General features: G+C 69.0%; 11 protein-coding genes and 1 pseudogene. 8 read left to right on the top strand and 4 right to left on the bottom strand.

The window, feature by feature from the left end:
• Nucleotides 1-50 precede the first annotated feature (50 nt).
• On the top strand, nt 51-1,448 hold the full coding sequence (locus ACFWY9_RS31140) for a class II fumarate hydratase (protein ID WP_378340548.1): 1,398 nt from the start codon (nt 51-53) through the stop codon (nt 1,446-1,448).
• A gap of 63 nt (nt 1,449-1,511) precedes the next feature.
• Here ACFWY9_RS31140 and ACFWY9_RS31135 read toward each other — a convergent pair whose 3' ends face one another.
• Complete coding sequence (locus ACFWY9_RS31135) at nt 1,512-2,111, bottom strand: TetR/AcrR family transcriptional regulator (protein WP_378340547.1); 600 nt, start codon at nt 2,109-2,111, stop codon at nt 1,512-1,514.
• A gap of 44 nt (nt 2,112-2,155) precedes the next feature.
• Between ACFWY9_RS31135 and ACFWY9_RS31130 the strand changes: the two genes are divergently transcribed.
• Nucleotides 2,156-2,620: an SRPBCC family protein gene (locus ACFWY9_RS31130; protein WP_378340546.1), complete on the top strand. Its 465-nt coding sequence runs from the start codon at nt 2,156-2,158 to the stop codon at nt 2,618-2,620.
• Here the strand turns inward: ACFWY9_RS31130 and ACFWY9_RS31125 are convergent.
• Together ACFWY9_RS31125 and ACFWY9_RS31120 are read right to left on the bottom strand one after the other, a co-directional pair.
• Nucleotides 2,618-3,460 (bottom strand): annotated as a pseudogene (locus ACFWY9_RS31125) (DMT family transporter); the annotation flags it as partial. The gene ACFWY9_RS31130 and the pseudogene ACFWY9_RS31125 overlap by 3 nt on opposite strands.
• A gap of 68 nt (nt 3,461-3,528) precedes the next feature.
• A complete protein-coding gene (locus ACFWY9_RS31120) occupies nt 3,529-4,554 on the bottom strand; it encodes an aldo/keto reductase (RefSeq protein ID WP_378340545.1) in 1,026 nt (341 codons plus the stop codon).
• Nucleotides 4,555-4,683: 129 nt separating this feature from the next.
• Between ACFWY9_RS31120 and ACFWY9_RS31115 the strand changes: the two genes are divergently transcribed.
• The 5 genes from ACFWY9_RS31115 to ACFWY9_RS31095 all read left to right on the top strand — a co-directional run bounded on the left by ACFWY9_RS31115 (nt 4,684) and on the right by ACFWY9_RS31095 (nt 10,952).
• The gene (locus ACFWY9_RS31115) at nt 4,684-5,553 is read left to right on the top strand and encodes a helix-turn-helix transcriptional regulator (RefSeq protein WP_378329880.1); all 870 of its coding nucleotides are present in this window, start codon (nt 4,684-4,686) and stop codon (nt 5,551-5,553) included.
• 32 nt (nt 5,554-5,585) lie between these two features.
• Nucleotides 5,586-6,977, top strand: a complete 1,392-nt coding sequence (locus ACFWY9_RS31110) for a PLP-dependent aminotransferase family protein (RefSeq protein WP_378340544.1) — start codon at nt 5,586-5,588, stop codon at nt 6,975-6,977.
• Nucleotides 6,978-7,083: 106 nt separating this feature from the next.
• Nucleotides 7,084-8,622: an ATP-dependent DNA ligase gene (locus ACFWY9_RS31105; RefSeq protein WP_378329911.1), complete on the top strand. Its 1,539-nt coding sequence runs from the start codon at nt 7,084-7,086 to the stop codon at nt 8,620-8,622.
• Nucleotides 8,623-8,781: 159 nt separating this feature from the next.
• Nucleotides 8,782-10,101 carry a S8 family serine peptidase gene (locus tag ACFWY9_RS31100; RefSeq protein WP_378329882.1) on the top strand — a complete coding sequence of 440 codons (1,320 nt, stop codon included), beginning with the start codon at nt 8,782-8,784 and terminating at the stop codon, nt 10,099-10,101.
• Nucleotides 10,102-10,265: 164 nt separating this feature from the next.
• On the top strand, nt 10,266-10,952 hold the full coding sequence (locus ACFWY9_RS31095) for a Pr6Pr family membrane protein (protein ID WP_378340543.1): 687 nt from the start codon (nt 10,266-10,268) through the stop codon (nt 10,950-10,952).
• Here the strand turns inward: ACFWY9_RS31095 and ACFWY9_RS31090 are convergent.
• Nucleotides 10,949-12,178 carry an NADH:flavin oxidoreductase/NADH oxidase family protein gene (locus ACFWY9_RS31090; RefSeq protein ID WP_378329884.1) on the bottom strand — a complete coding sequence of 410 codons (1,230 nt, stop codon included), beginning with the start codon at nt 12,176-12,178 and terminating at the stop codon, nt 10,949-10,951. The genes ACFWY9_RS31095 and ACFWY9_RS31090 overlap by 4 nt on opposite strands.
• Before the next feature lie 88 nt (nt 12,179-12,266).
• Here ACFWY9_RS31090 and ACFWY9_RS31085 point away from each other — a divergent pair, with 88 nt between their 5' ends.
• Complete coding sequence (locus ACFWY9_RS31085; protein ID WP_378329885.1) at nt 12,267-12,890, top strand: MBL fold metallo-hydrolase; 624 nt, start codon at nt 12,267-12,269, stop codon at nt 12,888-12,890.
• The last annotated feature ends 58 nt before the right edge of the window (nt 12,891-12,948 follow it).

Genomic DNA, 12,948 nt, shown 5'->3' with positions numbered 1-12,948 from the left:
GTGCCCAAGGACACGAGGCGGGGCCGCCGCCGCTGCGCGAAACTGGGACCATGGCTGAACAGGAATACCGGATCGAACACGACACCATGGGAGAGGTCCGCGTCCCGGCCGACGCCCTCTACCGCGCGCAGACGCAGCGCGCCGTCGAGAACTTCCCGATCTCCGGCCGTGGCCTGGAACGCGCCCAGATCCGCGCGCTCGGCCTGCTGAAAGCGGCTGCGGCGCGGGTCAACGCCAAGCTCGGCGTGCTCGACGCCGACCTCGCCGAAGCGATCGCGAAAGCCGCCGACGAGGTCGCGGGGGGCGCCCACGACGCGCACTTCCCGATCGACGTGTTCCAGACCGGTTCCGGCACCTCGTCGAACATGAACGCCAACGAGGTCATCGCGACACTGGCCAGCCGCGCGCTCGGCCGCGACGTGCACCCGAACGATCACGTCAACGCGTCGCAGTCGTCCAACGACACGTTCCCGACCACGATCCACGTCGCCGCGACCGAGGCCGTGCTGACCGACGTCATCCCGTCGCTGGAACACCTCGCCACCGCGATCGAGGCGCGCGCCACGGAATGGGCGGACGTCGTCAAATCCGGCCGCACGCATCTGATGGACGCGGTACCGATCACGCTCGGCCAGGAGGCGGGAGCGTGGGCCTCGCAGGTGCGGTTCGGCATCGAGCGGCTGCGCTCCGGCCTGCCACGGCTGGGTGAACTGCCGATCGGCGGAACCGCCGTGGGCTCCGGGCTCAACGCACCCGACGGCTTCGGCGCGGCCGTCTCGGCCCAGCTCGCCGAGGAGACGGGCCTGCCTCTCACCGAGGCCCGCGACCACTTCGAGGCGCAGGCGACCCAGGACAGCGTCGTCGAAACCTCCGGGCACCTGCGGACCGTGGCGGTGTCGTTGAACAAGATCGCGAACGACCTGCGGTGGCTGGGCTCCGGTCCGCGCACCGGCCTCGCCGAATTGGCGCTGCCGGATCTGCAGCCGGGGTCGTCGATCATGCCGGGCAAGGTGAACCCGGTGATCCCCGAGGCGACGCTGCAGGTCGTCGCGCAGGTGATCGGGAACGACGCGGCGGTGGCGTTCGCGGGCGCGGCGGGGAACTTCCAGCTCAACGTGAACCTGCCGGTGATCGCCCGCAACGTGCTGGAGTCCGCACGGCTGCTCGCGGCGGTGTCCCGGCTGCTGGCGGACAAGGTCTTCGCCGGGGTCACCGCGAACGTCGACCGCGCACGGCAGTACGCCGAGGGCTCGCCCTCGATCGTGACGCCGCTGAACAAGTACATCGGCTACGAAGAGGCCGCCGCGGTCGCGAAGCAGGCTTTGAAGGAGCTGAAGACGATCCGCGAGGTCGTGCTGGAACGCGGCTATGTCGCGGACGGCAAGCTCACGGAGGCCCAGCTCGACGAGGCACTCGACGTCCTTCGCATGGCACGCGGCGGCAAGTAGCCGAGGCCCGAAAAGCGAAGCAAGGGACCTTTGCTATCGCCGAGCGGTAGCAAAGGTCCCTTGCTACTCCTGCTCGTCCGCGAGGGCGCGAAGCCCAGCGTGAACCGGTTTCGCGAGCAAGCCAGCCAGGCCATCCGACGGCGCCGGCTCTTGCAACAGGTGAAGCCAGGCGAAAACCGATCCGAGCAACATCGCGTGTACGGCCACGAGGTCGGGTTGCCGCGCGAGTTCGCCACGGGCGACGGCTCTGTCGAGCATCTCGACGAGGTACGCCCGCTCTCGCGCCAGAAACACCTCGCCAAACCGCGCCGCCAGTCCGGGGTCGGCCTGGACATCGGCCAGCAGGCCCGGCAGGGCGCTGCGCACCTGCGGTCCGTCCAAAGAGGACTGGATGGCTGCCAGCACTTCTCCCACGTCTCCCCGCAACGTCCCGGTATCCGCCGGGGAAGCCAGCGCGTCGCCGTGGATGGCGGCCGCGAAAACCAGTTCCGCCTTGGATTTCCAGCGCCGGTAGAGCGCGGCCTTCCCGACCCCGGCCCGCGCGGCGATCGCGTCTACCGTGCACCGCTGATACCCAACTTCCCCGAGCAGGTCGTTCACCGCCGACCGCACGGCGTCGTCGATTCCCCGCACCCGCGGCCGCCCACGTCGGTTGTCCGTCATAGGTCACAGTTTACGAGACCGACAGTTCCGTATATCGTCGGGCCATGACCTGGACCAGAACCTCGACCCGCACCCTTCCCGCGGACCCAGCCGCGCTCTGGGATGTCCTCGCCGACATCGCGAGCTGGCCCCGCTGGGATCCCGACCTCGCACGTGTAGTGATCCACGGACCGCTCACGGCGGGCTCGACGGGTTTCTTCCATCCCACCGGCCGGATCCGCGGCCGTGGCCACTCACTGCTCGCGGACGACTTCACTGTCACGGCTTGCACCCCGGGCAGCGAAATCGCGGTACGCCAGCCCATCCCCCTCGGGCACATGGACCTCGCGTTCACCCTCGCCGCCGACGGTGACGGGAACACCGAGTTCACCCAGCACATCACCCTCCACGGACCGCTGCGGACCGTCATGGTGTGGATCATCGCCGGTGACATTGTCCGGAACTTCGACCGGAAGTGCTCGGCGTTGCTCGGCCTTGCCACGGCGCAGGCCGGCCACCACACCCAATGACACCAGTACGACACCGGCGAGCTGGCCGAACCGGAAGTCCTGCGCTCCCAGCGCCAGCGACACGATCAGCCCGGAAACCGGCATGAGGCCGATCAGCACGCCCGCGCGGTCGGCTCCGAGCGCCGCCACGGCCGAGTACCACAACACGAACGCGACCGCGGTGACCAGAACTGCGAGCACCAGCATCGCGGCGAGCTGACGCCCGTCCGGCCACCGCCAGGCACCGGCCGGATCCGCCACCGTGCCGAGCGCCGCGCCACCGATCGCCGCGGCACAGCAACTCCACGTCGAGGTCGCCAGCGGCCCGAGCCGCGCGACAAGCCCGACGGCCAGCAACGTGAACAAGGCCTCGCACAACATCGCCGCCGCGGCGAGCAGGAGTCCCGGCCCTTGCGCCGCTCCCCCACCCGACAGCACCGCGATACCGAGGCCGGCCAGCACCGCACCGGCGATCGGCGCCACGGACGGACGTCGCCGGGCCAGCAGAGGCGCGACAATCGCCAGCACCAGCGGGCTCCCGCCGAGAAACGCCGCGACCAGACCCGGTTCGGCATAGCGCTGCGCCAGCAACAGACACGCCTGGAAACCGACCATTCCCGTCGCGGCCAGTGCGACCAACGTCGGAACGTCCCGAAGCCGCGGCAGCGGCAACGGCCTGCGCATGAGCCGTGCCCAGCTCAGGAGCAACAGACCGGCGAGCGCGTAACGCAGCGCTTGGCCGGTGAGCACCGGATAGTCGTCGAGCATGCCCGTCACCGGCACCGAACCGCCGACGATCACCGCGGTCGACACCCCGTACGCCACTCCCGCACGTGCGCCCTTGGGTCGGAGTACTGCCATGCCGACAGCCTTGCCGCCTCAGTGGTCCAATCTCTAGAGCCACTCTCCCTTCTATAAAATAGACCAGTTCATCGGCGACGCAACGTCTTGTCGGCCAGGGCCGGCGGCAGGTAGTCGGCGTCGAGCCGGTTGAGGTCGGTGCCCGGCGGCACGATCTCGTCGATCCGGTCCAGCACGTCGTCGTCCAGCACGAGATCCGCGCCTGCCAGCAGGTCGTCGAGTTGTTCCGGCGTCCGCGGCCCGATGATCGCCGAGGTCACCCCCGGGTGTGCTCGCACGAAGGCCAGCGCGAGATGCGTTAGCGGACGCCCCAGGTCCGCGGCCACCTTCGTCAGCTCGGCCACCGCTGCCAGCTTGGCGGCGTTCGCGGGTAGCGCCGGGTCGAACTTGTGCTGCTGCAATACTTTCCTCCCCTCGCTGAGGTCCACATCGGACGCCGAGGTGTACCGGCCGGAGAGCCAGCCGCTGGCGAGCGGGCTCCAGGTGAGCACCCCCATCCCGTATTTCCGCGCGGTCGGCAGGACCGCGGCTTCGATCGCCCTGCTGAAGATCGAGTACGGCGGCTGCTCGGTCCGGAATCGAACATGTCCTCGTTTCTCGGACACCCACTGCGCTTCCACGATCTGCTCGGCCGGGAAGTCGGACGAACCGACCGCACGCACCTTCCCGGAGCGCACGAAGTCCGACAGGGCGGACAGCGTCTCGTCGATGTCGGTCGTCGGGTCGGGGCGGTGAACCTGATAGAGGTCGATGTAGTCGGTGTCCAGTCTGCGCAGGCTGTCGTCGAGCGCCCTGGTCAGCCAGCGGCGTGAGGCCCCGCCGGTATTCGGGTCCGTCCCCGTCTGGAAGAACCCCTTGGTGGCGAGGACCACGTCGTCGCGCCGCCCCTTGAGTGCCTTCCCGATGATCCGCTCGTTCTCCCCGTCGGAATACATGTCCGCGGTGTCCACGAAGTTGATGCCGGCGTCGAGCGCGGCGTGCACCATCCGGACCCCGTCCTCGTGGTCCGGGTTGCCCCATTTCCCCAGCATCATCGCGCCGAACGCGTACTCGCTCACGGAGATACCCGTGCCACCCAGAATTCGCCGTCGCATCTTGTTCCTCCTCGTCGTCGCTCTGGCAAGGTCCACTGTGGGCACGACGGAAAGGACGGACCAGGTCACGGTCAACCTAGGTCTGGCAGTACCAGGCAATGCACCGGGCGGGCGTGGATACTCGGTGCCATGAGTGACGCAGCTGAGTTCGGCGCCTTCCTCAAGGCCCGTCGCGCCGCCCTGGACCCCGCCGACCTCGGTCTGCCCGACGGGGTCGGCAAGCGACGGGTCGCCGGGCTGCGCCGCGAGGAGATCGCGCAGCTCGCCGGGATCAGCGTCGACTACTACACGCGGCTGGAACAGGGCCGTGCCCGCAACGTCTCGGATTCGATCCTCGACGCGCTCACCCGGGTGCTCGGGCTGAAAGACGACGAGGTGACCTATCTCCGCAACCTCGTCGCCCCGAAACAGCGCCGCCCCGCCCGGCAGCGGCCCCAGCACGTGCGGCCCGAACTGCGGCTCATGCTGGACGCCATCCAGACGCCCGCGTTCGTCTTCGGCCGCTACCTCGACGTCCTGGCGTGGAACACCCTCGGCGGCGCGCTCAGCTTCGATCTGCCCGCCATCCCGCCCAGTGAGCGCAACATCCCCAAGATGTTCTTCCTCGACGAGAGCACCAAGGAACTGCATCCCGAGTGGAACACCGTCGCGGGCGAGATCGTCGCGAACCTGCGCGCGGAGAGCGGGAAGTACCCCGACGATCCACGGCTCGCCCGGCTCATCGGCGAACTTTCGCTGGGCAGCGAACACTTTCGCAAGCTGTGGGCGACACACGCGGTGCACGAGAAGGCGCGCGGCCGCAAGATCGTCCGCAACGCGGTCGTCGGGGAACTCGACCTGTACTACGAGACGCTGCGCCTGCCCGAAGATCCCGACCTGGCACTGGTCGTCTACACCGCGCAGCCCGGTTCGGAGACCGAGCGGGCACTGGGTCTGCTCGCCAGCTGGATCACCGACTCGACCACCACGGCCCCCGAGGAGGAACGGATTCGCCCTTGACTCAAGTGGTCCAGGCGTAGTCTGACCCGGCAATGAAGACTGAATGGACCACTCTGCGCGAACTGCTCCTGCCCGCGGTGTCCGCCTCAGGCGGGCGGCGAGGCCGCGCGGTCGAAGCGGCGCTCCGGGAGGCGATCCGCACCAGGGCGCTCGCGACCGGCACGCGCCTGCCCTCCAGCCGGGATCTCGCCGGTCAGCTCGGGGTGGCCCGCGGCACCGTGACCGCGTTGTACGAGCAGTTGATCGCCGAGGGGTACCTGATCGGCAAACGCGGTTCCGGCACCCACGTCGCCCCGCTCGGGGACACCGGGACGCCGCCGTCAGCACCTCCGCCGGAACGGGCTCGCTGGGATTTCGACCTCCGTCCGGGATTGCCCGCGCTGTCGGCGTTCCCCCGCGCGGAATGGCTGGCCGCTGAACGTGAAGTGCTGGCCACCGCGCCGGATTCCGCACTCGGCTATCCCGATCCGGCCGGGCATCCCGCGCTGCGCGCCGAACTCGCCGCCTACCTCGGCCGCGTCCGGGCGCTGCCCACCCGGCCGGACGACCTGGTGATCACGAGCGGAGCCGCCGAAGCACTGTCCCTGTTCGGCGCCGCGTTGCGTGAGCAGGGGTTGCGCAGGATCGCCGTCGAGGACCCGAGCCATCCCGGGCAGGCGGAACTGTTCCGGCGGCAATCCCTTTACCCAGTGGGCATTCCCGTGGACGACAAGGGAATCGACGCCGCTCGTCTATCCACTTCGGACTGCCGCGCGGTCGTGGTCAGCGCGGCCCACCAGTTCCCGCTCGGTGTCGCCCTGCATCCCGACCGCAGGCGCGAGCTGCTCGGCTGGGCGGCCGAGGTGGACGGCGTGGTCGTGGAGGACGACTACGACGCCGAACACCGGTACGACCGGCCCGCTCTGGGTGCTGTGCGGGCGTTGGATCCGGAGCGTGTCTGCTATATCGGCAGTGTCAGCAAGGTGCTCGCCCCGGCGCTGCGCATCGGCTGGCTGATCCCGCCGCCCAGGCTGCGGGAGACGATCGTCGCCACCAAGCACATGCACGACCTCGGCTGCGCGCCGCTACCGCAAGCGGCGCTCGCGCGGCTCATCGCCTCCGGCGGGTACGACCGGCACCTGCGGCGCACCCGGCGGCTCTACCGGCAGCGCCGGGACACGCTGCTCGACGCGCTCGCCCGGCGGCGCCCGGACTGGCGGCCGGTCGGCATCGCGGCGGGTCTGCACGTCGTGATGCGCCTCCCCGCAGGCACGGACGACACCGCGACGCAAGCCATGCTCGCCGAACGCGGGGTGAACGCCCCCGCGTTGTCGCAGTTCACGCACAACCCGGCAGGGCCCCCGTTTCCTGGGCTCGTGCTGGGTTACGCCGCGCTCCCGCCGGAGCGGCTCCGCGCCGCTGTCGATCGGATCGCGGGCGGCTGAACCGGCGGATCACCACGCGGCTGCTCGACCGGCTCCACCTGCACCCAGACGCCTGACGAGGCACTTCAGCCAGAAAATGTCGGTGGTCCGGGTCATGATGATTGACGTGCTCCTCACCGACATCGTCACCGCGTCCGCCGAACTGGCGGCGACCAGGTCCAGGAAGGCGAAGATCGCCGTCCTGGCCTCGCTCCTGCGTGCCTCCGGCGAGGACGAGCTGCCCGCGGTGATCGCGTACCTCACCGGCCAGACCGCGCAGGACCGGCTCGGCGCGGGCTGGCGCACCCTGGCCGAACTCGCCACCCCGCCCGCCGCTGAGCCATCGGTCGCGGTCGCCGAGGTGGACGTCGCGCTGGGTGAGGTCGCGGCGGCCTCGGGCGCGGGTTCGGTGAAACGCCGTGCCGACGTACTGAGGGCGTTGTTCGCGCGGCTGACGAAGGCCGAGCAGGAGTTCCTGTTCCGGTTGGTCACCGGCGAGCTGCGACAGGGTGCGCTGGAGGGAGTGATGGTCGAGGCGATCGCGGTCGCCGCGGAGGTCGGCGTGGAGCATGTGCGGCGGGCGTTCATGCTTTCCGGACGGTTGCCGGTCACCGGGCTGGCGGCGCTGACCGGCGGCGAGACACGGCTGGCGGAGTTCCGGCTCACCCTGGGGCGGCCGATCCGGCCGATGCTGGCTTCCCCCGCCGAGTCGCTGGACGAGGCCGTCGCCGAGCACGCGCATGCGCTTGTCGAGTACAAAATGGACGGTGCACGGATCCAGGTGCACCGGCTCGGCGACGAGGTCCACGTCTACACGAGAACCTTGCGCGAGATCACCGGCAGTGTCGCGGAACTGGTCGAGCTGGTGCGTGGGCTGCCGTGTGAATCGGTGGTCCTCGACGGCGAAACACTCGCGCTGACCGATGACGGGCGGCCTCGGCCGTTCCAGGAGACGATGAGCCGCTTCGGCAGCACGCGGGAGGAGCAGGTGCGGGCATTGCTGCTGCGGCCGTATTTCTTCGACTGTCTGCATCTCGACGGCGCCGACCTGCTCGACGCACCACTGTCCGAACGCAACACGGCCCTCCGGAAGGTTGCCGGGGACCACGTCATCCCCGGCGAACTCGCGCCGGCGGACGCGGCCTCGGTACTGGAAGCGGCCATGGCGGCCGGGCACGAAGGCGTGATGGTGAAAGACCTCGCCTCGCCGTACGCCGCGGGCAGGCGGGGCCGCGCGTGGCTCAAGGTGAAACCGGTGCACACCATCGACCTCGTGGTGCTCGCGGCCGAATGGGGGCACGGCAGGCGGACCGGCACGCTGTCGAACCTGCATCTCGGCGCGCGTGACCCCGACGGTGGCCCGCCGATCATGGTGGGCAAGACGTTCAAGGGGATGACCGACGAGTTACTGGCGTGGCAGACCGAGAAGTTCCAGGAAATCGAGACCCGCCGCGACGACTGGACGGTGTACGTGCGGCCGGAGGTCGTGGTCGAGATCGAACTCGACGGCGCGCAGGTGAGTACCCGGTATCCGGGCGGGCTCGCGCTGCGCTTCGCGCGGGTGGTCCGCTATCGGCCGGACAAGGACCCTGGTGAGGCCGACACGATCGACACCGTGCGAGGGCTGCTGCGCGGAGGCCCTGCGGAGGTCACCGAAATGGAGTAAAAACTGATCCTGTCACGAGAATGCGTCATTTCCGACATCGCTGTCCTTTGTGGTTCCTTTCCGGTAAAAGGCCAGACGAAAGTCGATGTTCCCGCTCCCCCGGATCAACCAGAGTGAGTCTTCGGACCTCTCCGCTCGTTCAGAATCCGGGAGACACGAATGACTCTTCGAGTGCCCCATGCCGTCAGGAAGCTCAGACGGCCCGCCGTCGCTGCGACCTTGCTCGCGAGTTCGGCACTGCTCGTGACGGCGTTCGCGACGCCCGCGGGCGCGACACCGACTCCGGACGTGGCGCACCAGCCGTCGAAGCACCACTTCTCCGCGGCAGCACAATCGTTCGTCGGCGCGAACACCGTCGAACAGCGGGTCGCGAAACTCGAAGCAGCGATGGCCACGCTGCCGAAGGAAAGCACCGCGTACAACGCCACGAAGCTGTGGAACACGGGCGTCACCGGCGCGGGCGCTTCGGTGGCCACTCTGGTGTCCTTCGGCGACGACAAGGTCAAGGACGTACTGGACGCCTACTCGAAGAGCCACGGCCTGCCGCCGGCCAACCTCGAGGTCATCCAGCCCTCGGGCCCGGTGCCGTCGTGCACCGCCCCGGGCGTGGACACGAAGACGTGTCAGGGCTGGGGCGGGGAGACCGACCTCGACGTCACGATGATCCACGCGATGGCGCCGAACGCGAAGATCATCGTCGCCGCGACCCCGGTGGCGGAGACGCAGGGCTTCACCGGACTGCCGGAGATGATGCACGCGGTCGACTACATGACCGAGCACAAGCTGGTCGACGTCATCTCGATGAGTTTCGGCACGACCGAGGAGAACTTCCCCTCGTTCGAGTCGATCAAGACGCTCGACCCGGCGCTGGACCGCGCGAGCAGGGCCGGGATCACGATGGTGGCCTCGTCCGGTGACGACGGTCCGACCGGCGGTTATCTCTACGGCCCGGGCAACTACCCGTACCGCGTCGCCGAATGGCCGGCCAGCGACCCGCGCGTCACGACGCTCGGTGGCACGCAACTGCACCTGGACGCCAGCGGCAACCGCACCAAGCCAGACGACGTCGTGAATGTGGCGGACAACGGCTTCGGCTCGGGCGCAGGCCTGTCGAAGGCCTATGCGCGGCCGTCGTGGCAGAACGGCGTCAAGACCATCACCGGCAGCACGATGCGGTCGTTCCCGGACATCAGCATGGAAGGCGTGCAGGGCACGTCGCAGTCCGCTCCGCTGTTCGCCGGCGTGCTCGCGCTCGCCGTGCAGGCCCACCACGGCAAACTCGGCCAAATCAACCCCGCCCTGTACACGAAGCTCGGTCCGCAGGGCACCAAGGCCGGCATCGTCGACGTCGTGACCGGCGACAACAGCCAGGACGGCGTCACCGGCTTCACCGCCGCGAAGGGTTTCGACATCGTCAGCGGCTGGGGCACGATCGACGCCTCGGTCTTCGTCCCCGCCCTGGTCAAGGCGCTGCGCTAGGCGCGAAAAGGAGCAAGGGACCTTTGCTATCGTCTCTTGGCTCGCTAATGATTAGCGCGCTAACAAGCGTGAGCAAAGGTCCCCTGCTCCCTCACGAGCCACCAGCCGCGCCGTTCGGGTGAGGTCCACGGGTATCGGGGCGTACCCCGGGTACGGTCCCAGGAATGCCGGAGTCGAAGATCGCCCGTGGTTGGTTCGCGCTCACCGCGCTGGCTGCGCTGACGGGACTGGTCACCCAGGTCATCGCCACCTCGAACGTCGCAGAGGGCCGCTTCGCCACCGCGGCGGGCCGCGTCGCGAACCTGCTGTGCTTCTTCACCATCGACTCGAACGTGCTGGTCACCATCACGACCGCGCTGCTCGCACTCGGACTCGCCCGCACCACGGGCCTCTTCCCGGTGTTGTGGCTGTGCGCGCTCGTCGGCATCACCGTGACCGGCGTCGTCTACCAGGTCGCGCTCGCCGGGTTGTACGAACTGCACGGACTCGCGCTGTTCGCGGACACGATGCTGCACAAGGTCTCGCCGATCATGTGCGTGCTCGGCTGGTTGCTGTGCGGGCCGCGCGGCCTGGTGCGCTGGAGCACGGTCTGGTGGTCACTGCTCTACCCGCTCGCCTGGGTGACCTTCACGCTGATCCGCGGCGCGATCATCGACTACTACCCGTACCCGTTCATCGACGCCACGAAGCTCGGCTACGGCCGGATCACGCTGAACTGCGCGATCATCGGCTTGTTCTTCATCGCACTCGCGATCGGCGCGCTGGGGCTCGACAGGCTGTTCACTCGCCGCGCCGACGCCAAGGCGGTCGCGAAAACCCCGGCGCAGCCCGAGGCCGCGGACGCTGGTTAGCCGCGGACCCGGCGGAATGCGTTGAGCGGGTCCGCGAGCCCGCCCTGCACGAGGGTCCGGAGCGGACCACGCCGCCGATCGACCGGCTTCCCTGCCGCGACGCGGTGCATCTGCTGCGTGTGCCACTGGATTTCGAGCAGGCTGTCGGCGAGCCGGATGCCCGTCTTCGGGCACAGCCGCTGGGCTTCGACATCCTCTCCGGCGAGCAGCCGTCCTGGGAGGCCGACATCGACGGTCATCGGCCTGCCGAGACCGATGACGTCGAGCGCGCCCGAGCCCAGTGCGTCGGCCATGCCCTCGGCCGTGGCGAAACCGCCGGTCACCATCAACGCGACATCGCTGACTTCGCGCGCTTTGGCCGCGTAGTCCAGGAAGTAGGCCTCGCGCTTGCGCGTACTCGCCCTGCCGGCGCCCATCATCGCGGCTTTCTCATACGTGCCACCGGAAATCTCCAGCAGGTCGAGTCCCGCCTCGCCCAGCAGGCGAACCACTTCGAGCGATTCGCCCTCGTCGAACCCGCCCCGCTGGAAGTCCGCGCTGTTGAGCTTGACCGACAGCGGGACGTCGTCACCGATCTCCGCCCGGACCCGCCGCACGAGTTCCAGCAGGAACCGTCGACGCCGCGCCGCGTCACCGCCCCATTCGTCGGTCCGCAGGTTCGTCAGCGGCGAAAGGAACTGCGAAATCAGGTAGCCGTGGGCACCATGGAGCTGGATTCCGCTGAATCCGGCCTCGACGAATACCCGAGCCGCGAGCGTGAACCGGTCGATGATCCCCTCGATCTCATCGCCGTTCAGCGCGCGGGGCGCCGCGAACGCGGTCCGGATGCCACGGTCGCCGAATGGCACGGCCGAGGGCGCGACCGGTTGCCGGGAAAGGAACCGTGGGCTCTGCCTGCCGGGATGGTTGAGCTGGACCCACAGCTGCGCGTCGGTCCCCTCGACCGAACGCGCCCACGGCCGGAACTCGGCCGGGTCGGGCTCCGCGGGCAGAGCGACGTTGCGGGGTTCGCCGAGCGCGGTGGGATCGACCATGACATTGCCGGTCACCAGCACTCCGGCGCCCCCCTCGGCCCACGTCCGGTACAGCTCGGCGAGTTCACGGGTCGGGCGGTTGCGGCGGTCACCGAGCTGCTCGCTCAGCGCCGACTTCGCGATCCGATGCGGAAGAACAGCGCCGCAGCGAAGCTTCAGCGGTTCGGACAGGAGTTCTCGGACAGCCGTCATCTCACGCTCCCTGACCCGGTTCTTACTGGCAGTAAGGATACCTTCCGGTAGATACCGGCGGTATGTCAACCTTGGATAGGGTCGTCCCATGACGGCAACGGTGCGGAACGTGGTGACCTCCGGCGTCTTCGAGCTCGACGGCGGCAGCTGGGACGTCGACAACAACGTCTGGCTCGTCGGCGACGAGTCCGAGGTGATCGTGATCGACGCGGCCCACGACGCCGGGGCCATCGCGGACGCCATCGGTGGCCGGAAGGTGCGGGCGATCGTCTGCACGCACGCGCACAACGACCACGTCAATGCCGCCCCCGAACTGGCGGCGGAAACAGGAGCACCGATCCTCCTGCACCCCGAGGACCGCGTCGTCTGGAACCTCACCCACCCCGACCGCGCGCCCGACGGCGACCTCGCCGACGGGCAGACGTTGACCATCGCAGGCACAGCGCTGCGCGTCCTCCACACGCCGGGCCACGCGCCGGGCGCGATCTGCCTTCACGCCGAAGAGCTCGACATCGTCTTCACCGGCGACACGCTGTTCCACGGCGGGCCAGGCGCGACAGGGCGGTCGTACTCGGATTACCCGACGATCGTGCGCTCGATCCGGGACAGGCTGTTCACGCTGCCGGACACGACCTCGGTCCGCACCGGCCACGGCGAAAGTACGACGATCGCCGCCGAGAAGGCCCGATCAGCAGCGTGGTCGACGCCCTGACCTGCAAAAAGAGAGCAAGGGACCTTTGCTATCGCCGGGCGGGAGCGAGGGATTTTTG

It is taken from the genome of Amycolatopsis sp. NPDC059027 (assembly GCF_042739735.1).
Classification (GTDB): domain Bacteria; phylum Actinomycetota; class Actinomycetes; order Mycobacteriales; family Pseudonocardiaceae; genus Amycolatopsis.
Note: the sequence above shows the minus strand (reverse complement) of the source record. Positions and strands in the feature narration are given on the sequence as shown.